This window comes from Patiriisocius marinus (assembly GCF_008974325.1).
Lineage (GTDB): Bacteria > Bacteroidota > Bacteroidia > Flavobacteriales > Flavobacteriaceae > Patiriisocius > Patiriisocius marinus.
In genome coordinates, this window is record NZ_BKCG01000007.1 from 34052 (window position 1) to 58056 (window position 24005).

Below are 24005 nucleotides of genomic sequence, written 5' to 3' on the forward strand. Positions count from 1 at the left end.
GTGATAGAAGCGTATTTTTGAATAATGGCTGTCCAAAAAGAATTGTTTTCTAGTAGAATAATGTCGTGGTATACTTCTAATAAAAGAGATTTACCTTGGCGAAATACTAATGACCCCTTTAAAATTTGGCTTTCTGAAATTATTTTGCAGCAAACTCGTGTTGATCAAGGGATGCCTTACTACTATAAATTTATTGAAGCCTTTCCTACTATTAAGGACTTAGCTAGTGCTCCACAAGAACAGGTTTTAAAATTATGGCAAGGTTTAGGGTATTACTCTCGCGCTAGAAATTTACATATAGCTGCGCAATTTATTGCAACAGAGTTGGATGGGGAGTTTCCAATTACCTATAAGGACTTATTAGCTCTAAAAGGAGTGGGTGATTATACGGCTAGTGCTGTAGGTTCTATTTGTTACAATTTACCTACTGCTGTTGTTGATGGAAATGTATATCGTGTTTTGTCAAGACTTTTTGGTATTGCTACACCTATTAATACAACTGAAGGTATTAAGGAGTTTAAAAAACTAGCGCAACACTTGTTGTTTAAAAAAGATACAGGGACTTATAATCAGGCTGTAATGGAGTTTGGAGCAAGATTCTGCACACCAGCAAATCCGGACTGTGACCATTGTATTTTTAATGACTCTTGTGTGGCTTATAAAACTGAAAGAGTTTCTGAGCTTCCTGTTAAGTTGAAAAAAACAAAGGTTAGAAAACGTTATTTCAATTATATAGTTCTTTTAGATTCGGAATTACAGACTAAATTACATCAACGCACCGAAAAAGGAATTTGGCAGCAACTTTATCAATTTCCATTAGTGGAAACTAATAAAATTGTGACTTCTGTTGAGTTGATGAAAGATGATTGTTTTAAGAAAATTGAAAGTGAATACAAATTAGAGGAACTCATTTTGTTTAACGAAGTACCTGTTATTCATAAGTTGTCTCATCAACATTTAATTACTCATTTTTGGATAGTTTCAGTAAAAAGCACGATTGAAAATGGAATTAAAATTTCGGCTTTGCCAGATTATGCTGTGCCGGTGCTTATCGAAAATTTTATTTCAAAATTCCCTCCATTCAAATAAGCGTTTTTTTAGCTATATTTAAATCTCAAAACCTACCTTTGTTTATTCTGAACTTAGTTGAGAATAAGCGTAAATTGTAGTTGAAAAAAGAAACGATATGAATGGTACTTTAAATAAAGTGATGCTTATAGGGCATACTGGAGACGAAATTAAAATGCATTATTTTGATGGTGGTGGATGTATAGGTAGATTTCCTTTAGCTACTAACGATTCGTATACTAATAAATCTACTGGTGAGCGTATTGAAAATACTGAATGGCACAACATTGTTATGCGTAACAAAATGGCTGAAGCTTGCGAAAAGTATTTGAAAAAAGGGGACAAAATTTACATTGAAGGCCGAATAAAAAATAGAAAATGGCAGGATGATAGCGGTAATGATCGTTATAGTACGGAAATTCAGTGTATAGATTTTAATTTCCTTACTCCTAAACCTCAGGGGCAGGGTGCGCCTGTTGCAAATAGTGGCACGCAGTCTGCAGCTACTCCAGCGCAAACACAAAATATTCAAGAACCTGGTAATGATAACGACGATTTACCTTTTTAATAAATTGATTTAAACCGCTGTGGATATAGAGCCTCCTAGTACCCTTTTAATTTCTCTTATTAGTGCAACGAGCATTACAAGCATTTTACTTTTATTGGTGTTGCTATTGTGTTCTGCATTAATTTCGGGTGCAGAAAATGCATTTTTTTCGCTTACCTCAACAGATTTAGATGCTGGGGAAGAAAAGGAAGTGTCTAAAAAAATGCAAATTGTCGCTAAACTGCTCGATAAACCTAAAAAATTATTAGCTACAATTTTAGTAGCAAATAACTTTATAAATATCGCCATCGTATTATTATTTGATTCGTTGGGTGAAGTCTTTTTTGCCGATATTACGGCAGTATGGTGGGGTATTAATGTGCGATTTATTGTCGAAGTGGGTGTTGTTACTTTTATGATTTTGCTATTTGGAGAAATTCTTCCTAAAATTTACGCAAGCAGAAACAGTGTTGTATTTGCAACATTTATGGCTTATCCTCTTAGAGTTTTAGATTTTTTAATTACACCGTTAAGTATGCCTATGCGTGCTGCAACGATAGCAATTCATGAGAAATTTGGGAAACAGAAATCTAATATTTCAGTAGATCAATTGTCGCAGGCGCTTGAACTTACTGATGAAACAGATACGACACACGAAGAGCAGAAAATTTTACAAGGGATTGTGACTTTTGGTAATACAGATACCAAGCAGGTGATGAAAAATAGGATGGATATTTTTGCTCTAAATGAAGCCCTTGAATATAAAGATATTTTACCTGACATTATTGCGCATGGATATTCTAGAATCCCTGTTTTTAAGGATAATGTAGATAATATTACGGGTATTCTTTATGTGAAAGATTTAATACCTTTCATAGACCGCACAACTCTAGATTGGACATCGCTTAAGAGGGCCCCTTATTTTGTTCCTGAAAACAAAAAACTGGACGATTTACTTAATGAGTTTAAAAAAATGAAAATGCACCTCGCTATCGTTGTTGATGAGTATGGTGGAACAAGTGGATTAATTTCATTAGAGGATATTATTGAAGAAATAGTAGGTGAAATTAGTGATGAGTTTGATGATGAAGATTTGATTTTTTCAAAACTTGATGAGAACAATTTTATATTTGAAGGTAAAACAGCTTTAAAAGACTTTTATAAAGTAATTGGGCTTGAAGATATCACTGTTTTTGAGGATAGTAAAGGCGAAGCCGAAACGTTAGCAGGGTTTCTATTAGAGGTTTCGAAAGGTTTTCCTAAAAAGAACGAAGTAATAACGCACCGTAACTTTGCGTTTACTATTGAAGCGTTTGAAAACAAGCGAATAAAACAAATTAAACTGTCAATTTTACCTACAATTTCATGAGAATAGCTGTGATGCTTATTATGTTATTAACACTCTTGTCTTGCGGAGATGATGTGTTAGTGAAGCCAAATGCAAAACTTAGACTTGATTACCCAGCTCCATCATTTCATAAAACAATGACAGAATGCGACTATAATTTTATGATGAGTGATTTTGCTGAATTTCAAAAAAGCAGAAATTGTGGCTCAAAAATTCATTACCCAGGAATGAATGCAACAGTTTATTTGACGTATCAAGAAATTAAAAACAACAATTTAGACTCGTTGTTATATGATGCTCAAAAGCTTGCTTATAATCACGATAGTAGGGCAAATGGTATTCCTGAGCAATTATTTGTGAATCCTGAAAATCGCACTTATGGTATGTTTTATAGTATCAACGGAAACGCTGCGAGCCAATCTCATTTTTATTTAACTGACAGCATTAGGCATTTTGTAACTGGCTCACTTTACTTTGAGGCGAAGCCTAATTTTGATTCGATTTATCCAGCAGTAGTGTATCTAAGAGATGATATTAGAACTATGATGGAAACTATGGAGTGGGAGCAATAAGTTTAAACTTAAAATCTCATCTTTGCATCTTCTAAAAACCTGAAGTATTGCTAATGAAAAGTATTCCAAAAAAATGGATTTATCTCATCATCCTTTCTGCAGTTTGGGGGAGTTCATTTATTCTTATTAAAAAGGCGCTAATAGGCTTAACGCCATTACAACTTGGAGCTTTACGTACCTTGTTTGCTGCTACTTTTTTATTGCTTATTGGGTTTCCATATTTAAAGAAAATTGAAATACATAAATGGAAGTGGATAGCTATTTCAGCATTTTTAGGAACTTTTATTCCGGCATTTTTATTTGCTTTTGCAGAAACTGAAATAGATAGCGCTGTAGCGTCGATACTTAATTCTACTACACCTATTATGACCTTAATATTAGGTGCGGTACTTTTTAGTATAACTTTTACACGCAATCAGTTAATAGGTGTTTTTGTGGGTTTGATAGGAAGTATGTTGCTTATATGGAGCGGTGCAGATGTAAACCCTGATCAAAATTACTGGTATGCAACACTAATTTTATTGGCTTCCATTTGTTATGCATTTAATGTAAATATTATAAAAAGACATTTGCAAGAAATTCCTGCAATGGCAATTGCTGTGGGTAATTTTATAGTATTGATTATTCCTGCTTTTTTAGTATTACTTTTTTCAGATTTTTTTACTACTGAAACGCTACATAATCCAGAGGTTCACACAGCATTGGGGTATTTAGTGATACTTGCAGTAGTGGGTACTGGAGTTGCAAAAGTGATGTTTAATAAGTTAGTGCAAATGAGTACGCCTGTGTTTGCATCTTCAGTAACATACACAATTCCCATTATAGCATTATTATGGGGTTTTCTTGATGGAGAAACTTTTACTTTATGGCAAGGTGGAGCGGCACTTGTTATTTTACTAGGTGTTTTATTGACTAATAGAAAGTAATCTTAATATGATTACTTTTTAACAATTTTAAATACTTTTTTTTGTCCAGTGTTGTTTTTTATTTCTAAGAAATAGATGCTAGATGCCCAATTCTCGATATCAATTTTATGCTGGAAAGTTTTAGAATGCCATATATTGTTACCTAAAATAGATGTAACATTCATCTGTGCAAGGGTGTCACTATCTCCACTTTTTATAAATAATGCGGTATCTGCAGGATTAGGGTGAATTTTTATTGTGTTTAATTGTTTTTCTGGGTTATTTAGAATTAGTAAATTTTCATACCATACAATCGTATCATCATTTTGAGAGGCGCGCACCGCATCAATATCACCGTCGTTGTCAATGTCTACTGCTAAACATTTAGACCCTGCAAATTCTGTTTCTATTTCTTGTTGATCACCAAAACTACCTAAACCATTTAAGTTTTCGTACCATTTTAAGGTTGGTGAATTAACGGATGAAGTTAAAATGTCTACATCATTGTCATTGTCAAAATCTGCTAACGCAACTCCTGATGGGTTATCAGTCGATGAGATTATTTACTCATCACCAAAATTCCCAAGTCCATCTATATTCTCGTACCAAACAAATTTATCTAACGCTAGATATACTCCTAAAATATCTATATCACCATCTCCATCAAAATCTGCTGCTCTTATTCGACTTGCGGCAAGGCCATTTCCGCCAATAGCATTCTTGATTCCAAAATTCCCAAAACCATCATTATTTTCGAGCCAATAAATATTAACCTTACCAGTCGAATCACTTACTAAATCTAAATCTCCATCACTATCAATGTCTTCCATAATTAAAGAGCGAGAGCTAGAAATAGTGCTGTCTATAATTATTGCACTACCGAAAGTTGCTTGACTGTCTAAATTTTCATACCATTCAATTCTAGAGGCATCACCGCTAGACATAATGTCTAAATCTCCATCTGCATCAATATCTTCAATTAAAATAAAGAATGTATTAATGGTATTTGAGTTAATTAATTTTTGAGTGCTAAAATTTCCTTGCCCGTCAAGGTTTTCATACCAAACTATCCGTTGATCTGGTATGGTGGAGGCAATAATGTCTATATCTCCATCTCCATCCAAGTCACCATGAGTAACCATACTTGTTTGGTTTAAAAACCCAACTTCATTGGGGATAAATGACTCACCACCATCAACATTTTTATACCAAGATACATTGCTGCCAAATCTATTGGCAGCAATAATATCATTAAATCCATCACCATCAATATCTGCCCAATCAATCCATCGAACACCATCTGCCGTTGTTGTAATTGGTTTTGAATCTGAGAATTGAGCGGAGATTATTATAGTTTGAATTAAACAAATAAAAAGAAATAGCGTTTTCATATAGAACTAATTTATTCGTTATCTTTTAAAATTATTGTTTCTTGTGATGCATTCCCATCATATCCATCTTCATCTGGATCGTAGATCCATTGTCTATTTATTACGTTAGTGGGACTATTAAATTCGTGAAGACCTCTATATTTTAAGAATATTCCGATTTGATTATAAACTTTATTCATTTCAGCAATAACTGTAAGGACTTTGTGTTCGGTTATTGGTTCGGGGTAGTATCTATTGGGGTCGTTAATTTGCCAGAATGCTACATTAAATACTACTGGTAAATTAGAAGATGCTGTTGCTTTTTGTGCTTCGGTTACAATAAAATTATTGACATCATAATCATCAATGATACATTCTTCGTATTGTTGTGCATTAGTCGTCTGTAAGGATGTTAGGGCTAAAAGCAACACCCCCACCATTTTCTAAAACATTGAAATTTTGTATCCATAACTCGTGTTTACTAATTATCGATTTTAAATATATGAATATTAATGAATTAAAGATGTTGTAGCCGAAATTAATATTTACTTGTTTTCTATAAATCAATTTGCTGATTAACAAAATAGACTTATATTTGCACCCCTCTAAGGAGAATTATGCTTTATTCACAAATTGTGGGTGGCGAAAATTTCCGAAGAGAAAATAATAATTAACTAATATTTAAACGTTTACGCTATGTACGCAATTGTAGAGATAGCAGGGCATCAATTTAAAGTTGAAAAAGACCAAAAGGTTTATGTAAACCGTTTAGCTACTGAAGAAGGTAAAACTGTAGAGTTTGACAATGTTCTTTTAGTAGGTGACGGTAGCAACATTACCCTTGGCGCCCCGGCTATAGACGGAGCTCTTGTAGGAGCAAAAGTCCTAAGACACCTTAAAGGTGACAAAGTTATTGTTTTCAAAAAGAAAAGAAGAAAAGGATACCGTGTGAAAAACGGTCACAGACAGTCCCTTACTGAAATCGTTATTGAAAGCATCGCTACTTCTGGAGCTAAGAAAAAGGCAGCCCCAAAGAAAGAAGAAGCTAAAAAAGCAGCTCCAGCAAAGGCCGCTCCTAAAAAATCATCTAAAGGTGATGACTTGAAAAAAGTTGAAGGGATTGGACCAAAAATCGCTGAGACGTTAAATGAAGCAGGAATCAACACTTTTGCTGATTTAGCAAAAACTGATGCTGCTAAAATTTCAGAAATCATTGCAGGTGTTCGTGGAAATCACGTAACTGACACTTGGCCAGCACAAGCTCAAATGGCTGCTGATGGTAAGTGGGATGAATTGAAGAAATGGCAAGATGAATTAGATGGTGGTAAACCAGCTTAATTTATTTGTTTTTAAATTCTAAGTTTAATATACTCTTGTAGCAATACAAGACTAAAATTATAAAATTATGGCTCACAAAAAAGGAGTTGGTAGTTCGAAGAATGGTAGAGAATCAGAATCAAAACGTTTAGGCGTTAAGATTTTTGGTGGACAAGCTGCTATTGCTGGTAACATCATAATCAGACAAAGAGGAAATACACATCACCCAGGTGAGAATGTATACGGTGGAAAAGACCACACACTTCACGCTAAAGTGGATGGTGTTGTAAAATTCACTAAAAAGAGAGATAACAAATCGTACGTAAGTATCGTACCTTTCGCGGAAGCTTAAGATATTTCTTTCCTTAAAGATATAAACCCCAATCGATAAATTCGGTTGGGGTTTTTGTGGTTTATGTTAGGTTTTAAGTATCTTGACTCTACAAAACCAGGCTATTATGAAAAAATTTATTGTTATTCCACTCTTGCTTATGGCGTTTTTATGTGCTTCTACAGTTGTAAAAGCACAGCAAATACCGCAATATGATTTTCTAGAGGTAATTGTTGTTCAGAAGGCTAATAACCGTGGTAAGGTAAAGCGTATTAGAGTAGAAGAACAAGAATCGTTAGTAGGTAAGGGGATTTCTATTAAGCAGATAGAAGACTTTGAAACTACTGCCCAGTTACTTAATTATATGAATAGCAGTAATTGGGAGTTTTTAGATAGGCAAGCTATTGTTTCAGACGATAATGATCCTGTTTGGATGAGTTACATCTTTAGGAAACAGAAATAATAAACCCTCATACTTTTAAAAAGCACAAGGGTTTATTTGATTACTATTTCCGAAGTAATTTAAAATAAGCGTTTAATCTTAATTTTAAATCTGCTATAGATTTCAATTAGTATCTGTAGTACTCAGGCTTAAAAGGTCCTTCAACAGTAACACCAATGTATTCTGCTTGATCTTGTTTTAGCTCAGTTAATTCAACACCTATTTTTTCTAAGTGTAAACGAGCTACTTTCTCATCAAGGTGTTTAGGTAACATGTAAACTTCGTTACCATACTTGTCAGCATGGTTCCATAATTCGATTTGAGCTAAAGTCTGGTTTGTAAATGAGTTACTCATTACAAAACTAGGGTGACCAGTTGCACAACCTAAGTTTACAAGGCGTCCTTCGGCAAGTAAAATAATATCTTTTCCGTTGAGATCGTATTTGTCAACTTGTGGCTTAATTTCGTCTTTAGTTGCGTTCGTATTTAACCAAGCAACATCAATTTCGTTATCAAAATGGCCAATGTTACAAACAATAGTTTTGTCTTTCATTGCTTCGAAATGCTCACCTCTAACGATGTCTTTATTTCCAGTTGTTGTAATTACTATATCAGCATTTCCAACAACGTTTTCTAATTTCTTTACTTCAAAACCGTCCATTGCGGCTTGTAAAGCACAAATTGGATCAATTTCAGTTACCGTAACTATTGAGCCTGCACCTTTAAACGAGGCAGCAGTCCCTTTTCCTACATCTCCGTAACCGCAAACAACAACGCGCTTTCCAGCAAGCATTACATCTGTAGCACGACGTATAGCATCTACTGCACTTTCGCGACATCCGTATTTGTTATCAAATTTAGATTTAGTAACACTATCGTTAATGTTGATAGCTGGCATAGGTAATGTTCCATTTTTTACACGCTCGTATAAACGGTGAACACCTGTAGTAGTCTCTTCAGATAGACCGTTGATTCCTGCAGCAAGTTCTGGGTATTTGTCAAGAACCATGTTAGTTAAATCACCACCATCATCAAGAATCATATTTAAAGGCTTACGATCTTCACCAAAGAAAAGCGTTTGCTCAATACACCACTCAAATTCTTCTTCATTCATTCCTTTCCAAGCGTACACTGCAGTTCCAGCAGCAGCAATTGCAGCGGCAGCTTGATCTTGTGTAGAGAAAATGTTACAAGATGACCAAGTAACTTCAGCTCCTAAAGCTTGTAAAGTTTCAATTAATACCGCAGTTTGGATTGTCATGTGTAAACATCCTGCAATGCGTGCACCTTTTAAAGGTTGTTCGTTTTTGTATTCTTCACGCAATGACATTAAACCTGGCATCTCTGCTTCGGCTAATTCAATTTCCTTACGACCCCAGGCCGCTAAAGAAATATCTTTCACTTTGTTTGCTGTGTAAGGTACTGTTTTTGTTGACATATAATTTTTCATTTTCATTCCCGCCAAAGCAAGAAACTTGTTAATTTATTACTATTTTGTAATAGTTTTAATTCTGAAATTTTATTGATTGAACACTTGTTCCAGTCATTAAAATTTCGGTCTGCAAAAATAAGCAAAACCTATCAGAAAATAATGGCTCTTTACAAAACTATAACATTATCGGAAAACTCTAAATTGCTGATTTGGAAGATAGAAGAAACTTTTGAAGCTCTTGCTGACGGAATAGATTTAACAACTCACTGTCAAAACAGAGTGAATGGGATGAAAAGCGATTTGCATAGACGGGGTTTTATGAGTGTTCGACATTTATTAGCTGAGGTGGGATATACAGATTTTGATTTATTCTACGATACTGAAGGAAAACCCCATTTAAAAGATGGAAAACATATTTCGATAACGCATTCATACACCTTCGCTGCAATTATTATTAGTGACATTGAAGTAGGGATTGACATTGAAATGCAACGTAACAAAATTATCAGAATTGCTAATAAATTCACCCCTTTAGAAGAGTATAGAACTTTAGCTAATGACGATGCTATTATTAGAAAATTGACAATAGTTTGGGGAGCAAAGGAGGCTTTATATAAAAGTTTTGCACACCCAGGGGTTAGCTTTTTAGAAAATATTTATGTGGAAGATTTTAGATTAGACGCCACCAGTACTACTGCTAAAGTTGAAATTGAAAACAGAAAAGAAGTTTACAAAGTAGATTTTGAAGAGTTTGAAGGATTCACACTAGTATATGCTCAAATTGCTTCGTAATTATCTATGAGAAACACTCAAATATATTCCGAAATACTCAGTAATATTATAGCAGGCGAAAAGCTTTTAGCAATACTTATCGATCCAGAAAAGTTTAATGTTTCAACTACAAAGCATTTTTTAAGTAGAATTCCTAAACAGACAACGCATCTGTTTTTAGGTGGTAGTACAGTTCCCGAATTATTAATGGACAAGCTTATTGACTCGTTAAAAATACACACACAATTACCATTGATTATATTTCCGGGATCTGCGAGTCAGATTTCTGAAAAGGCAAATGCATTATTGTTTTTATCATTACTCTCTGGAGATAATCCTGATTATTTAATTGGACAACAAAAAGCTGGTGCAGCCCAATTAGTTGGTAGTTCACTCGAGGTAATTTCTACCGGATATTTATTAATTGACGGAGGTAATGAGTCGGCTGTAGCTCGAGTAACAAATACAAAGCCTATGTCTCAATCTAATATAGATGAGATAGTCCATACAGCTTTAGCTGCTGAATTAATGGGTGCAAAATGTATTTATCTTGAAGCTGGAAGTGGTGCGAAAACAATGGTTTCTGCTCAAATAATTACAGCAGTAAAAAAAGTATTGACTATTCCGTTAATAGTAGGAGGAGGAATACGTACTGAAACCCAACAGTATTTAGCTTACAATGCAGGAGCTGATATCCTTGTAATGGGTACTATTTTTGAAAAGTAACGATATAGTTTATCTCTTAAAATTAAAGGTGTTTTTGTAATTTTAGCTGAAATTCTCATTTAACAACTACAAAATACTCTCGAAGTGTATCTTTGTTTTTCAAATGCAACTCAAAAATGAATATTTCAGTAGAACTTACCCTCACGCCATTACAAGATAATTTTGAACCAGCAATTATCGATTTTATAAAATCACTAAGAGCATCTGGTTTAACGGTTCTTGAAAATCCATTAAGTACACAGGTTTATGGCGAGTATGATGCTGTAATGAGTATTTTAAATACTGAAATAAAAACTGCACTCCAAGCTGTTGATAATGGATTGATGTATATTAAAATTGTAAAAACAGATCGCAGCGATTATGAACCACATTTTTGATTTTCTTTTTGGTCAATATGCTGAGTATACAACGCTAGATATTGTTTTAGAATTAATTGCGGCAATTTTTACAATTGCATCTGTAGTTTACTCTAAAAAAAATAACATACTCGTGTTTCCTACAGGAATGATATGTACAGCAATATTTGTCTATTTGTTGTTAAAATGGGGATTGCTGGGTGATATGATGATCAATGCGTATTATTTTGTGATGAGTGTGTATGGTTGGTACGTTTGGACTCGTAAAGTTGATGATTCTCACGTAACGCCTATTTCTAGAGCAACTGTTAAAGAGCATAAAATTTCAGCAGTAATATTTGTAGCGACGTTCTTCTTTGTATTTGCTGTATATACAGTGTTTGATAAGTTTAACCACTGGACGGCATATATAGACACGTTTACAACGGCTATTTTCTTTGTGGGAATGTGGTTTATGGCAAAGCGGAAAATCGAAAATTGGATATACTGGATCATTGGTGATATTATAACAATTCCTCTTTATTTTTATAAAGGTCTCACCTTTAGTAGCATCTTGTATTTTGTATTGACGATTGTAGCTATCTTTGGTTACTTAGAATGGAAAAAACACTTAAACAAGCCAGTAGCGATTGCTTAAAGATTGTACTCTTTGGGCCAGAATCTACAGGTAAAACAACACTCGCTAAACAACTTGCAGCACATTTCAATACTGAATGGGTTCCGGAATATATGCGCACTTATTTAGAAGAAAAATGGGAGGTGTATCAACAGAAAATTACGAAGAAAGATTTGGTGCCAATAGCTGTAGGACAAATCAAAACTGAAAATGAACTTGCTGAAAAAACGAATACAGTATTGTTTTTAGATACTAATGTACTAGAAATCAAGGTATATTCTCAGTATTATTATGATGGATTTTGTCCAGAAGAAATTTTAAAAATCTGTAATTCAGCAACATACGATTTTTATTTTCTCACAGGAATTGATGTACCTTGGGAGGCTGATGAATTGAGGGACAGACCTTACGATAGAATTGAACTATTTCGTATTTTTGAGAATCAACTTTTACAAAAAAAACTTCCCTATCAAATCCTAGAGGGATCAATTGAGGAGCGATTATCTCACGCAATCGAAATAATAACTAATTTATTAAGCAAAACTGCTTATGTTACCACAAGAAGATCTTGAACAACTTACCGCACATGGAGTTTGTGAAGAGGCAGTAAGCGAACAATTAAAAATATTTAATCAAGGAGCACCCTTTACAAATATTGTTACTGCAGCAACTCATGGAAATGGAATTAACGTAATAAATAGTGCTGATCAAAAATCATTGATTGCTCATTATGATGATAAAAAAGAAGAGTTAGACGTCATTAAGTTTGTACCTGCAAGTGGTGCAGCAACAAGAATGTTTAGCTTTTTACATCAGTTTTTAGATGAGTATGATCCTGAAGAAGAAACGCTAGCTACCTTTATTAAAACGAAAGATAAAAAAGCGTTAAATGAATTTTTCTCTAGACTAAAAGAGTTTCCCTTCATTTCACAAGTTAGAAGTAAAATTAGAAGCACTTACCCAGAATATAAGAAGTCGAATAAAGGTTTACGAATGTACGTTTTGGTTAAGTTACTTTTAAACGAAGATGGTTTGAACTTCAGTAACCTTCCAAAGGGTTTAGTCCCTTTTCATAAGTATACTAAAATTATTAGAACCGCATTTGAGGAGCAATTATTTGAAGCAACACAATACGCAGCCTCTCAAGGGAGGGCACACGTACACTTCACATTCTCGCCTAAGCATGTAGAATTGTTTAAAAAAGAATATGAGGCTGTCGAAAAACGCCTAACAAATAAAACAAAGGTCAAAACTAAAATTTCATATTCATTTCAAGATCAAAGTACTGATACTATTGCGGTAACTTTAGAAAATAAACCTTTTAGAGATAACAATGGGCAATTTGTTTTTAGACCTTCCGGGCACGGCGCTCTGTTAAAAAACTTGAACGAAGTTGATGCAGATATTATCTTTATTAAAAATATAGACAATGTTGCTGTTGAAGAATATGTGAAAAACAATGCAAAATCTAAAAAAGTATTAGCAGGAAAACTTATTAAACTTCAGGCTAAAATATTTGAATACTTGAAACTTATTATTCAGCGAAACGTAACAGATAGCAAACTTCAAGAAATTAAAACATTTCTTTGGAAAGAGTTAAATATAAAAGACATACCACAAACTGAAGCTGGAATTGCAACAATACTAAATAGGCCTATTAGAGTTTGTGGTGTTGTTAAAAACACAGGCGCTCCAGGTGGTGGTCCTTTTTGGGTAAAAAATAGTGAAGGAGAAATTTCACTTCAAATTGTTGAAATGTCTCAAATTGATAAGGATGATGAGCGCCAATGGAATATGGCTCAAGAAGCAACACATTTTAATCCTGTCGACTTAGTTTGTGGAACAAGAGACTATAACGGTGAACCTTTTGATTTAAATCATTTTGTTGATCCAGAGGCATGCTTTATAAGTATGAAAACTATTGAAGGTACTCCTATTAAGGCATTAGAATTACCTGGACTTTGGAACGGTTCAATGGCAAACTGGAATACTGTTTTTGTTGAGGTCCCTGAATATACGTTTAGTCCTGTAAAAACAGTAAACGATTTGTTAAGTCCTGCTCATAAGCCATTAGCATGAATTTACAAGAAGCATTAATAAAAGAGCTTCAGTTTAAAGCTGTGCGAAGTAGTGGTCCAGGTGGTCAGCATGTTAATAAAACGTCTTCGGCAGTTCAGGTTAGTCTAGATGTAGTGAATTCAGAAGTTTTAAGCGAATCTCAGAAATCGCGTATTTCAGAAAAACTAAAAAACAGAATTTCGACGGACGGTGTTTTAACTTTGTCTTGTAGTGAATCCCGTAGTCAACATCGAAATAAAGCAATAGGGATTGAACGTATTGTGACCTTGGTCATTAAGTCATTACGAGTTTCTAAAACACGTAAAAAAACAAAACCTTCACGATCATCAATCGAAAAACGCATTACTTCAAAGAAAAATAATGCTTTGAAAAAGGCAAATCGCAAGCCGCCAAAAATTGATTAAAGTTTTATTGCATTACTATTTCTGGTATTAAAAAAGAAACTATCTTTGCCGCTCATCTCAAAGGGGTGCTTGATAGATTAACGATTGAAAATTGTCATTAAAAACAAAAGAACTAAAATGTTCAAAGGTTTAAGACAATACTTAAAATCTGAAATTTTAAGGGCTGAGATTATACCCATAGAACCTAGAACAGGTAATGCTGTTTAGGAATTATAACGTCGCATTGAGTGCGGTCGAGATGAATACGTCGAGTTTTTTCAATAAATTCGACTGCGCTCGAAAAGACATCATTTATTTTTAATAAAGAATAATGCCCCTTTTATTCGTCACAAAACCAATTGTACGAATGAAAACAATCGTTACTACATTATTTGCTGCATTGAGTATTTCATCAGCTATTGCACAAGTGCCTTCTCAGGTTCAAGATTCAACAAAAGTTGAAAACCTAGAAGAAGTTTTAATCCAAAGTATTAGGGTAAAAGCAGATTCTCCAATTACCCATTCAAATTTAGATGCGGAAGATTTAGAAGAACGTAACTTAGGGCAGGACATTCCTTATATGCTCAATTATTTACCTTCAGTTGTTACAACTAGTGATGCAGGTGCGGGTGTTGGCTATACTTATCTAAGAGTGCGTGGAGTTAGTGGTTCAAGTATTAATGTAACCCTTAACGGAATTCCATTTAATGACGCTGAAAGTTTAGGAACATTTTTTGTCAATCTTCCAGATTTTACTTCTTCAGTAGAAAGCTTACAATTACAACGTGGAGTGGGTACTTCTACAAATGGTAGTGGTGCATTTGGTGCAAGTTTGAATTTATTGACAGATGCAGTTCAGTCTGAACCAGGAGCTGAAATTGCAAATTCATTTGGTTCTTTCAATACAAGAAAACACAATGTAAAATTTACAACGGGAACATTAAATGATCATTTTGAGTTTTCGGGAAGACTATCTACTATCCAAAGTGATGGGTATATTGATAGAGCTAGTTCAGACCTGAAGTCATACTTTCTACAGGGAGCGTATAAAGATGAAAATCGTTTAATCAAATTGTTAGCTTTTGGAGGTCGTGAAGAAACATATCAAGCGTACTATGGTATTGACGCTGCTACTTTAGAAAATGATAGAACGTTTAATACTGTAGGTCAGATTTTTGATAACGACGGAAATTTTCAGCGTTTCTACGATAATGAAGTAGATAACTACGCCCAAGATCACTATCAGTTACTTTGGAATGAACGTATTGACAATAACTGGAGTACTAATGTTTCGCTTAACTATACGTATGGTAGAGGTTATTTTGAGCAATATGTAGATGATTACTATTTTTCAAATATATTATTTAGCGGCGCTTCAAGTTTCGACTTTTTAGGTGTTGAACCTATAACAGTAAATGGTGAAGAAGTAAACTCAACAGATTACATTCGCCGTCGTTGGTTAGAGAATAGCTTTTATGCCGTAAATGCTAATGTAAATTATAATAATAATTCATTAGATGTTTCAGCTGGAGCATTTTTTAGTCATTATGATGGAGATCATTTTGGTGAAATTTTATGGAGTGAACAACCTATAGGTTATGATTATGAAGAGCGTTACTACGACGGAAACGGTTTGAAAAATGAACTTTCAGTATTTGCAAAAGCTACTTATAGATTCAATGAACAATTAAGTGTATTTGGAGACTTACAAGGTCGTTTTATAAACCATAACAACTCAGGAACAACTTCAGATAGGGTGGAGTTAGATACAAAAGTGAATTATGAGTTTTTCAATCCAAAAGCTGGAATTTCTTATAAACTAGATAAAGGAAATCAATTGTACCTTTCATACGGAAGAGCAAATCGTGAACCTAGAAGAAGTGATTTTGAAGAAGGGTTATTTACTCCAGAGCGATTAGATGATTTTGAATTAGGATGGAGACACAACTCTAAAGGAGTAAGAGTGAACACTAATTTATTTTATATGAATTATAAAAACCAACTAGTACTTACGGGAGCAATTGATGATGTGGGTGACCCTATTAGAGCAACTAGTGGAGATAGCTTCAGAGCAGGAATTGAGGTAGATGCCTCTGTGAATATAACAGATAAATTAATGGTGCAGCCTAATGTGGCTTTAAGTATCAACAAAAACAAAGACTTCTTTTTTCAAAGAGATGGTGTGTTGACTAACTTAGGTAATACTGATATTTCATATTCACCATCTGTAGTTGCGGGTAATGCAATTATTTATAGCCCAGTAAATAAATTGAACATTTCATTACTTTCTAAATATGTTGGAGAGCAATATTTAGGAAATATTGATAGTGAAGGTTCAAAGTTAGACGCTTATTTTATTAATGATTTAAATGTAACGTACCGTCTTACAAACGTGCCTCTTGCAAAAGAAATTATGCTTTCTGGATTAGTAAATAACATTTTTAATCAGGAATATGTTTCTAATGGCTTTTTCTACACATTTGATGATGATTACAGTGAACCAGGAACTGTTACTACAATTGAAGGAGCAGGGTATTACCCACAAGCAAAGATTAATTTCATAGTAGGAGCAACTATTAAGTTTTAATAAGAAAAATTAAGGCCTAAAAAATCCGGATGAGTTTTAAATTCATCCGGATTTTTTAATTTAACTAATCTAATACTAGTTTGTAATTCTAAGAGTATTTCCACTTTTTTCAATGCGGTACATTTGCATTGGGTATAGCTCTGGATCCGTTTTGTGTTGACCAGTTAATATGTTGTATACATTGTCGTCATCTGGACAAGGACAAGAAGCTTCAATACCAAGTACCGTCATTCTAGAACAATTGTTAGGAGTATGATTTGGATCAGTAATTTCAAAAGCTGTAAATAAATCATTATTTAAATTGTAAACAACCACACCTTTTAACCCTTGTTGAGTAATGACAATTGATCCTCCAGGGAAGTTGAGGTTATTGTATTCTGGTAAATTTAAGTTTAATGTAATATTTACTAACGGATCGAGTAAATAAGGGTTGTCAAAACGAGTTCCGTCATCATCATTTCCACAGGAAAATAGTGTGATAGAAAGTACTATTAGTAGAATTATCTTTTTCATTGTGTAAGGCAAATTTAAATGCGATGCGAAATTAATCAAATTTATGCAACAACTTATTTTTTAGTATATTTGTTATAAATAATCCCGTCTTGAATGGGATTTTTTTTATTCCTGCATAAGCAGGAATTTTAGTGTAATTTAAAGTCCTGTACATTTAATACGGACTTTTGAAATGCGGTCTAGAATATGAAGCGACCTGCGGCTCACAACCTAATAAACGAACATATTATGAGTAAAGTATCTTATTATTCTCCAGAAGGATTAAAAAAATTAAAAGAAGAATTAAATCATCTAAAGGATGTGGAGCGTCCTAACGCGTCTAATGCAATAGCAGAGGCTAGAGATAAAGGTGATCTAAGTGAAAATGCAGAATACGATGCTGCAAAAGAAGCACAAGGAATGTTAGAGATGAGAATTTCTAAACTTGAAGAAGTTGTAGCGAATGCCCGCGTTCTTGACGAATCACAATTAGATTCGTCTAAAGTGTTAATCCATAGTTCGGTTAAAATAAAAAACCAAACTAATGGAATGGAAATGACTTATAAGCTTGTCGCTCAAACAGAAGCCGATTTAAAAACAGGTAAAATTTCAGTAGATTCTCCAATAGGTAAAGGTTTATTAGGCTGTAAAGTAGGCGATGTGGCGGATATCGTTGTTCCTAATGGGATAATGAAGTTTGAAGTATTAGAAATTTTTAGAGATTAATATATGTCATCAATTTTTACGAAAATAATTAATGGTGAAATTCCTTGCTATAAAGTAGCAGAGGATGACCAGTTTATTGCTTTTTTAGATGTAAACCCAAATGCAAAAGGACATACCCTTTGTGTTCCTAAAAAGGAAGTGAATAAAATTTTTGATTTAGATGAAACGCTTTATCAAGATTTGATGGTATTTTCAAGAAAAGTGGCGATTGCCTTAGAGAAAACAGTTCCTTGCAAACGAGTTGGGATGAGTGTTATTGGTCTAGAAGTGCCTCATGTTCACGTTCATTTGGTTCCTTTAAATGACATGAAGGAAATGACTTTCCAGCACAAAGTATCACTAACTAGTGATGAAATGTTAACACTGGCAACAGCAATACATTCTAATTTATAATTGAGTAGCTTTTAAAGCGAAATATATCAATGCGCTAACTAGCACTATAGTTAGCGCAATTAAACCTAAACCAAGTTTTGTTAAACGTGCACTACTACTTTTAGGCTGTACTTGTTTTTTATTGTAATTATACACACGTTCTATATCATCATCCCAGTTCACAGGGTAAATAATTGTATTACAAGAGTTGCAGTATAGTTTTTCATCAATCGTTTTTTCTGCTTTTACATATAATTTATGTGCAGTTTCCTTTTGCGAAAAAGTAAATTCTAACCCATTATTAGCAAAGCATTCTGGGCAATTATTTTTTAAAGTAGCGGTATGAAGAGTGTGGTTAGTTGTCATTAAGCCGAGGCTAGTTTTAGTGAGATTACAAAGGTAGTACCTTTTCCTGGGCTACTTTTTAAAACTTTAATTTTTCCGTTGTGATATTCTTCAATTATTCTTTTTGCAAGCGAAAGCCCCAACCCCCAACCTCTTTTTTTAGTAGTAAAACCAGGAGTAAAAATACGTTTATGATATTTCTTTGGAATCCCTTTTCCTGTATCGGTAACGTAAATTAAAGCATGTCTATCAGTTGCTTCAACCACTACACTTATATCACCTTTACCTCTCATGGCATCAATACCATTTTTAACTAGATTTTCTACAGTCCAACTAAAAAGCTGCGTGTTTAAATCAACAAATATAGGTTCAGATGGAATTTTTAAATCGAAATTAATGAGCTTCGAACTTCTGTTTTTTAGGTAATCATAAGCTTCGATAGTTTCGGTAACAAGGTTTTTTCTTTCTAAAGTTGGAACAGACCCTACTTTTGAAAAACGTTCAGTAATCATCTCTAGACGGGTGATATCTTTCTCCATCTCGACTACATAACTTTGGTCTACATTTTCAGTTTTTAAAATTTCGGTCCAACCTACTAAAGATGAAAGTGGAGTTCCTATTTGGTGAGCAGTTTCCTTAGCCATTCCAGCCCATAGTTTATTTTGTTCTGCAGATTTTGCGGTTTTATTAAAATAATAAATAGCTGCAATAAACAACATTAACATAATAATTAATATGGCCGGATAGTATTTAAGTTTGTTAATTAAAGGAGAATTTCCGTAGTAAACCGTTTGAATTAACTTACCATTAAATTTTATATCTAGGGGTTTGTACTCAGAATTAAATTGTGAAATGAGTTTTGCTCTTTTTATAGGATTATTAACAACGGCAGGATCTAAGTTATTGCTGTCATACTTATTATCCTTATGACTGTACAAAATCATAGGAGTCGTTTTGTTGCTAGAAATTGCTGTAAGTGATGTCGCACTAAGTGGTGTTTCTAAGTCAACGTCAAATGATGCTATTTCCTTTTGAGCCTCTGCCCAAATTAACATTTTCTCTCGTTCGTTTTCTTTAAGTTGTTTGAAAAAGCCAAATGTGCTCCACAAAATAAGGCTTATAATTAATGCCGAAACGATAATAAAAATCCACCTATTTAAGGAACCGAAAAATTGCATAGAATAAAATGTATTGTTCGTTAAATATAATGCAAATATGTTAATATTATTGTGCTCAGTAGCTTTTAGAAACTTGTGGCTTCAAGTATATTTGTTTACGATGATTACAATAGATCCTAAAGAAGTTAGTACAGGTGTTTTACACGGTTATTTATTAAGTGCAGTTGCGCCAAGGCCTATTGCATTTGCTAGTACAATTGATCACGACGGAAATGTTAATTTGTCACCATTCAGCTTTTTCAATGTATTTAGTGCAAATCCACCAATACTTATTTTTTCGCCTGCAAGACGAGTGCGAGACAATACAATAAAGCACACACTAGAAAATGTTGCTGCTACAAAAGAAGTAGTTGTTAACATTGTAGATTATGCAATGGTGCAACAAATGTCACTTTCATCTACTGAATATGCTAAAGGAGTAAATGAGTTTGTAAAATCTGGCTTTACTGAAGTAGCTTCTGAAACTGTAAAACCACCAAGAGTGGGTGAAGCTCCAGTACAATTAGAATGTAAAGTTAATGATATCATTGAACTAGGAACCGAAGGAGGAGCAGGTAACCTTGTAATTTGCGAAGTGTTGAAAGTACACGTGAAAAAGGAAATACTTGATAAAAATGGAAAAATTGATCCTGTAAAACTAGATGCCGTTTCAAGAATGGGAGGTAATTGGTATGGACGATCTAAAGAGGGAATGTTTGAAGTTCCTAAACCATTACAGAGCTTAGGAATTGGTTTTGATAGCTTACCAGTATCGATTAGAGAAAGCGCTGTGTTAACTGGAAATGATTTAGCAATGCTTGCAAATGTAGATGCATTACCAAAAGGTATTTCAGGTAACTTACAATGCACAGTGACACAACAAGAAACTGCAAAAGATTTTCTGCAAAAAGGTCAGGTTGACCAAGCTTGGAATGCACTTTGCAATTAAAAATATGATTAAAATTTCCGAAGGGAAACCAAACACTATAGCTAATATTAATTATTTAAACGATGGCCATTAACGCTCAAAAAACAGTGTATGATGGAAAATGAAAATTATGGAAGTACAAGGAAAAGTAAAATTAGTAGGAGAAACTCAAACTTTTGGAAGCAACGGTTTTAGAAAAAGAGAGTTAGTGGTTACAACTGAAGAGCAGTACCCACAGCACATTATGATAGAGTTTGTTCAAGATAAAACAGATTTATTAAATTCATTTGCGCCAGGACAGGATGTAAAAGTAAGCATCAACTTAAGAGGTCGTGAATGGTTGGATCCTAAAACAAATACAACTCGTTATTTTAATTCTATCCAAGGATGGAGAATTGAAAGTCTTGCGCCAGCTGCAGCTGGAGCACAAGGTGGAATGCCACCTATGCCTCCAGTAGATGCTTTTGAACCAGCGACAGATTTAAATCAAGACGATAACGATGATTTACCGTTTTAATTAAATCCATTACAGATTTAAGTACGCTAAAATCCACCTCTTAAGGGTGGATTTTTTTATTTTTACGTAATAATATTCACACAATATAACGGAATCATTAATTGTATGATTTCTATTAAATAATGGTAATTCTCAATAACGATTTATGGTTTCCAGAGGTGTCCACTGCAAACGAGGATGGCATTATCGCAATAGGAGGAGATCTCTCGCCTCAACGACTTATACTAGCATATAGTTCTGGAATTTTTCCTTGGTTTAATGAAGGAGAACCAGTAATATGGTGGTCTCCAGATCCAAGAATGGTATTGTTTCCTGAAAATTTTTATAAGTCTAAAACATTTAGAAAAACGCTACGAACTCACAATTATAGAATTTCTATAAATGAAGCTTTTGAGCAAGTTATTCGTCAATGTGCTATTATTAAAAGAGATGGACAAGGAGGGACTTGGATTACTTCGGAAATGGAAAGTGCATACTTAGCGTTGCATAATTCTGATGATGCAATGTCTATTGAAATATGGGAAGATAAAACTTTAGTAGGGGGACTTTATGGAGTGTATTTAAAAAAGCAAAAAGTGTTTTGTGGAGAAAGTATGTTTCATAAAAAGACCGATGTTTCTAAAATTGCGCTTTCGCATTTAGTAGATTTTTGTTTGAAAGAAAATATCAAAGTTGTAGACTGTCAAGTGTATACTTCGCATTTAGAAAGCTTAGGCGCAGAGGAGATTTCTCGTCTTGAGTTTCTAAAAAACCTTGAAGTTAATTAACTTTTAAGAACAAATATTTCTCACAATTACTTCATATATTGCGTTTATACTCTTCTATTTTAAGAGATTTACTAAAAAAATATACTTCATGAAATTTAATATCCATCGCTTTGTTGTTTTTACAATGGTACTGTTTTTTGGCATTTCAAACGCTCAAGAGCCTTTACCAAATTATTTAACAGATGACGAAAGTCAACTTCTTTCACAATTTCAGTTTTCATCTACAAGAATGACGCCTCCACCATCTGTACCTGTTAGAGCAGCTGCAGAATGGGAGGAAATAGAGTATTTAGTTATTACTTGGCAAAATAATTTTCAAGGTATTTTAGGGCAAATTGTTGCTGCTGGAGTAGAAGAGTGCAAGGTGATAATTACTACTCAAAATGAAACACAAGTAACTAACTATTTAAATTCACAAGGTATTAGCTTAACGAATGTTATTTTTATGGATAGCGATTGGGATAGTATCTGGATGCGTGATTATGCTGGGAATACTGTGTATGAAAATGAAGTAGGGGATAGAGCGCTTGTTGATTGGATTTACAATCGCCCAAGACCAAATGATAATAATGTACCAACAGCACATTCTTCATTAACGGGTGTTCCATTGTATATAACTGACACCGCACCCAATGATTTAGTAAATACTGGAGGAAATTATATGAGTGATGGCTTAGGGAATGCCTTTGCTTCTGAACTCATTCTAGAAGAAAATGAACCTGGAAATCCTTATGGGGTAACGGCAAAAACGGAAGCTCAAATTGACCAAATTATGGAAGACTATATGGGGATCACTAATTATATTAAAATGACTGCTCTTCCTTTTGATGTAATTAACCATATCGATATGCACATGAAATTGCTTGATGAGGAAACTCTATTAGTTAGTAGATATCCAGATGGTGTCGCAGATGGACCACAAATTGAAGAAAATATTGATTACGTTTTAAGTAACTTTCTATCCCCTTTTGGGACACCTTATAAGGTAGAATGGATGGATGCACCACCAAGTACAAGTGGACTTTATCCTGATGAAGGAGGATATTACCGTACGTTTACTAACGCTGTGTTTGTAAATAAAACTATTATTATACCAACGTATAGAGCTGAAGTAGATGATCCTGCAATTGCTCAATGGCAAGAGATGATGCCTGGATACAATATAGTAGGTATCGATGTAGATAACAATGGAGAAAATTTAATTTCTCAACTTGGAGCTATACACTGTATAACTCACAGTATTGGTGTTTCTGATCCTCTTTGGATTGTACACCAACCTATTGACGAGTCTGAAGAAAATACCACAGTTACAATAGAAGCTAGTGTTAAGCATAGATCAGGAATAAACCAAGCGAAAGTATATTACAGAGAAGTTGGTGCAACTACATACGCTGAGGTTAATATGTCTACAGTAGCAGATGATATATGGACAGCAGACATCCCTGTAGCAACAAATAATGTTGAATACTACATATGGGGAGAAGCTAATTCTGGAAAGTCATTAGCGAGGCCTATAGTAGCTCCAGAAGGGTATTGGGAGATACAAGTGGGTGAGTTAGGTACAAACGACAATGACTTTTCAATAGCAATTGCAGGACCTTATCCTAATCCTACTATTGGAGATGTTCAGTTTAAGCTAAATAATATTGTAGGAACTGTTTCTGTTAAAATCCGAAATATTCTAGGACAAGAACTTTATGCTACAACAATTCCACAAGGAAATGGTACAGTAACATTACAATTACAAGATAGCTGGAAAGGAACTCTTTTTGCTACATTCGAAGGAGCATTTGGAACTACAACCAAAAAAATTGTAAAGCTATAATAGTCAAAGTGTATAGTTAAAAGAGC

At 34.1% G+C, this 24005-nt stretch carries 29 protein-coding genes; 22 read left to right on the forward strand and 7 right to left on the reverse strand.

Going from position 1 to position 24005, the window contains the following annotated elements; genetic code table 11:
* The first annotated feature begins 24 nt into the window (after positions 1-24).
* The 5 genes from mutY to GBH57_RS12155 all read left to right on the forward strand — a co-directional run bounded on the left by mutY (position 25) and on the right by GBH57_RS12155 (position 4461).
* On the forward strand, positions 25-1089 hold the full coding sequence (gene mutY, locus GBH57_RS12135; protein ID WP_151674764.1) for an A/G-specific adenine glycosylase: 1065 nt from the start codon (positions 25-27) through the stop codon (positions 1087-1089).
* A 97-nt stretch (positions 1090-1186) separates the two neighbouring features.
* Complete coding sequence (locus GBH57_RS12140) at positions 1187-1636, forward strand: single-stranded DNA-binding protein (protein ID WP_151674765.1); 450 nt, start codon at positions 1187-1189, stop codon at positions 1634-1636.
* A 19-nt stretch (positions 1637-1655) separates the two neighbouring features.
* Positions 1656-2984 (forward strand): gliding motility-associated protein GldE, encoded by a 1329-nt coding sequence (locus GBH57_RS12145; protein WP_151674766.1) that lies wholly within the window; start codon positions 1656-1658, stop codon positions 2982-2984.
* Entirely contained in the window at positions 2981-3535 is a 555-nt protein-coding gene (gldD, locus tag GBH57_RS12150) for a gliding motility lipoprotein GldD (RefSeq protein WP_151674767.1), read from the forward strand. The genes GBH57_RS12145 and gldD overlap by 4 nt, the downstream gene beginning before the upstream one ends.
* Before the next feature lie 53 nt (positions 3536-3588).
* A complete protein-coding gene (locus GBH57_RS12155; protein WP_151674768.1) occupies positions 3589-4461 on the forward strand; it encodes a DMT family transporter in 873 nt (290 codons plus the stop codon).
* A gap of 11 nt (positions 4462-4472) precedes the next feature.
* Here GBH57_RS12155 and GBH57_RS16035 read toward each other — a convergent pair whose 3' ends face one another.
* The 3 genes from GBH57_RS16035 to GBH57_RS12170 all read right to left on the reverse strand — a co-directional run bounded on the left by GBH57_RS16035 (position 4473) and on the right by GBH57_RS12170 (position 6241).
* The gene (locus GBH57_RS16035; RefSeq protein WP_161596098.1) at positions 4473-4781 is read right to left on the reverse strand and encodes a T9SS type A sorting domain-containing protein; all 309 of its coding nucleotides are present in this window, start codon (positions 4779-4781) and stop codon (positions 4473-4475) included.
* A gap of 222 nt (positions 4782-5003) precedes the next feature.
* On the reverse strand, positions 5004-5831 hold the full coding sequence (locus GBH57_RS12165) for an FG-GAP-like repeat-containing protein (protein WP_151674770.1): 828 nt from the start codon (positions 5829-5831) through the stop codon (positions 5004-5006).
* An 11-nt stretch (positions 5832-5842) separates the two neighbouring features.
* Positions 5843-6241, reverse strand: a complete 399-nt coding sequence (locus tag GBH57_RS12170; RefSeq protein WP_161596099.1) for a hypothetical protein — start codon at positions 6239-6241, stop codon at positions 5843-5845.
* A gap of 265 nt (positions 6242-6506) precedes the next feature.
* On the opposite strand from GBH57_RS12170, the gene rplU reads away from it, so the two are divergent.
* The 3 genes from rplU to GBH57_RS12185 all read left to right on the forward strand — a co-directional run bounded on the left by rplU (position 6507) and on the right by GBH57_RS12185 (position 7921).
* Complete coding sequence (gene rplU, locus GBH57_RS12175; protein ID WP_151674772.1) at positions 6507-7148, forward strand: 50S ribosomal protein L21; 642 nt, start codon at positions 6507-6509, stop codon at positions 7146-7148.
* Positions 7149-7215: 67 nt separating this feature from the next.
* Positions 7216-7479 carry a 50S ribosomal protein L27 gene (rpmA, locus tag GBH57_RS12180; RefSeq protein ID WP_151674773.1) on the forward strand — a complete coding sequence of 88 codons (264 nt, stop codon included), beginning with the start codon at positions 7216-7218 and terminating at the stop codon, positions 7477-7479.
* A gap of 139 nt (positions 7480-7618) precedes the next feature.
* Positions 7619-7921, forward strand: a complete 303-nt coding sequence (locus GBH57_RS12185) for a hypothetical protein (RefSeq protein WP_151674774.1) — start codon at positions 7619-7621, stop codon at positions 7919-7921.
* A 106-nt stretch (positions 7922-8027) separates the two neighbouring features.
* Here the strand turns inward: GBH57_RS12185 and ahcY are convergent, their stop codons facing one another.
* Entirely contained in the window at positions 8028-9338 is a 1311-nt protein-coding gene (gene ahcY, locus GBH57_RS12190) for an adenosylhomocysteinase (protein ID WP_151674775.1), read from the reverse strand.
* A 153-nt stretch (positions 9339-9491) separates the two neighbouring features.
* Here ahcY and GBH57_RS12195 point away from each other — a divergent pair, with 153 nt between their 5' ends.
* The 8 genes from GBH57_RS12195 (at position 9492) to GBH57_RS12230 (ending at position 16850) form a co-directional block, all read left to right on the forward strand.
* Complete coding sequence (locus tag GBH57_RS12195) at positions 9492-10124, forward strand: 4'-phosphopantetheinyl transferase family protein (RefSeq protein ID WP_151674776.1); 633 nt, start codon at positions 9492-9494, stop codon at positions 10122-10124.
* A 6-nt stretch (positions 10125-10130) separates the two neighbouring features.
* On the forward strand, positions 10131-10829 hold the full coding sequence (locus GBH57_RS12200) for a geranylgeranylglyceryl/heptaprenylglyceryl phosphate synthase (protein WP_151674777.1): 699 nt from the start codon (positions 10131-10133) through the stop codon (positions 10827-10829).
* A 116-nt stretch (positions 10830-10945) separates the two neighbouring features.
* Positions 10946-11206: a thiamine-binding protein gene (locus GBH57_RS12205; RefSeq protein WP_151674778.1), complete on the forward strand. Its 261-nt coding sequence runs from the start codon at positions 10946-10948 to the stop codon at positions 11204-11206.
* Positions 11190-11822: a nicotinamide riboside transporter PnuC gene (pnuC, locus tag GBH57_RS12210; RefSeq protein ID WP_151674779.1), complete on the forward strand. Its 633-nt coding sequence runs from the start codon at positions 11190-11192 to the stop codon at positions 11820-11822. The genes GBH57_RS12205 and pnuC overlap by 17 nt, the downstream gene beginning before the upstream one ends.
* Positions 11783-12373, forward strand: coding sequence for an AAA family ATPase (locus GBH57_RS12215; RefSeq protein WP_151674780.1), 591 nt, complete (start codon positions 11783-11785; stop codon positions 12371-12373). The genes pnuC and GBH57_RS12215 overlap by 40 nt, the downstream gene beginning before the upstream one ends.
* Complete coding sequence (locus GBH57_RS12220) at positions 12351-13880, forward strand: DUF4301 family protein (RefSeq protein WP_151674781.1); 1530 nt, start codon at positions 12351-12353, stop codon at positions 13878-13880. The genes GBH57_RS12215 and GBH57_RS12220 overlap by 23 nt, the downstream gene beginning before the upstream one ends.
* Positions 13877-14284, forward strand: a complete 408-nt coding sequence (arfB, locus tag GBH57_RS12225; protein WP_151674782.1) for an alternative ribosome rescue aminoacyl-tRNA hydrolase ArfB — start codon at positions 13877-13879, stop codon at positions 14282-14284. Before GBH57_RS12220 ends, arfB begins: the two co-directional genes overlap by 4 nt.
* 346 nt (positions 14285-14630) lie before the next feature.
* On the forward strand, positions 14631-16850 hold the full coding sequence (locus GBH57_RS12230) for a TonB-dependent receptor (protein WP_151674783.1): 2220 nt from the start codon (positions 14631-14633) through the stop codon (positions 16848-16850).
* 75 nt (positions 16851-16925) lie between these two features.
* On the opposite strand, the gene GBH57_RS12235 is transcribed toward GBH57_RS12230, so the two are convergent.
* On the reverse strand, positions 16926-17363 hold the full coding sequence (locus tag GBH57_RS12235; protein ID WP_151674784.1) for a Rieske (2Fe-2S) protein: 438 nt from the start codon (positions 17361-17363) through the stop codon (positions 16926-16928).
* A 228-nt stretch (positions 17364-17591) separates the two neighbouring features.
* On the opposite strand from GBH57_RS12235, the gene greA reads away from it, so the two are divergent.
* Both greA and GBH57_RS12245 read left to right on the forward strand, forming a co-directional pair.
* Entirely contained in the window at positions 17592-18068 is a 477-nt protein-coding gene (gene greA, locus GBH57_RS12240) for a transcription elongation factor GreA (protein ID WP_151674785.1), read from the forward strand.
* Between the two features lie 3 nt (positions 18069-18071).
* The gene (locus GBH57_RS12245) at positions 18072-18461 is read left to right on the forward strand and encodes an HIT family protein (protein WP_151674786.1); all 390 of its coding nucleotides are present in this window, start codon (positions 18072-18074) and stop codon (positions 18459-18461) included.
* Here the strand turns inward: GBH57_RS12245 and GBH57_RS12250 are convergent.
* On the reverse strand, positions 18456-18806 hold the full coding sequence (locus tag GBH57_RS12250) for a hypothetical protein (RefSeq protein ID WP_151674787.1): 351 nt from the start codon (positions 18804-18806) through the stop codon (positions 18456-18458). The genes GBH57_RS12245 and GBH57_RS12250 overlap by 6 nt on opposite strands.
* On the reverse strand, positions 18806-19963 hold the full coding sequence (locus GBH57_RS12255) for a sensor histidine kinase (protein WP_151674788.1): 1158 nt from the start codon (positions 19961-19963) through the stop codon (positions 18806-18808). The genes GBH57_RS12250 and GBH57_RS12255 overlap by 1 nt, the downstream gene beginning before the upstream one ends.
* 100 nt (positions 19964-20063) lie before the next feature.
* Here GBH57_RS12255 and GBH57_RS12260 point away from each other — a divergent pair, with 100 nt between their 5' ends.
* The 4 genes from GBH57_RS12260 (at position 20064) to GBH57_RS12275 (ending at position 23979) form a co-directional block, all read left to right on the forward strand.
* Positions 20064-20891 carry a flavin reductase family protein gene (locus GBH57_RS12260; RefSeq protein WP_151674789.1) on the forward strand — a complete coding sequence of 276 codons (828 nt, stop codon included), beginning with the start codon at positions 20064-20066 and terminating at the stop codon, positions 20889-20891.
* A gap of 109 nt (positions 20892-21000) precedes the next feature.
* A complete protein-coding gene (locus GBH57_RS12265) occupies positions 21001-21387 on the forward strand; it encodes a DUF3127 domain-containing protein (RefSeq protein WP_151674790.1) in 387 nt (128 codons plus the stop codon).
* A gap of 122 nt (positions 21388-21509) precedes the next feature.
* Positions 21510-22154 carry a leucyl/phenylalanyl-tRNA--protein transferase gene (gene aat / locus GBH57_RS12270; protein WP_151674791.1) on the forward strand — a complete coding sequence of 215 codons (645 nt, stop codon included), beginning with the start codon at positions 21510-21512 and terminating at the stop codon, positions 22152-22154.
* Between the two features lie 88 nt (positions 22155-22242).
* Positions 22243-23979 (forward strand): agmatine deiminase family protein, encoded by a 1737-nt coding sequence (locus GBH57_RS12275; RefSeq protein WP_151674792.1) that lies wholly within the window; start codon positions 22243-22245, stop codon positions 23977-23979.
* Positions 23980-24005 lie beyond the last annotated feature (26 nt).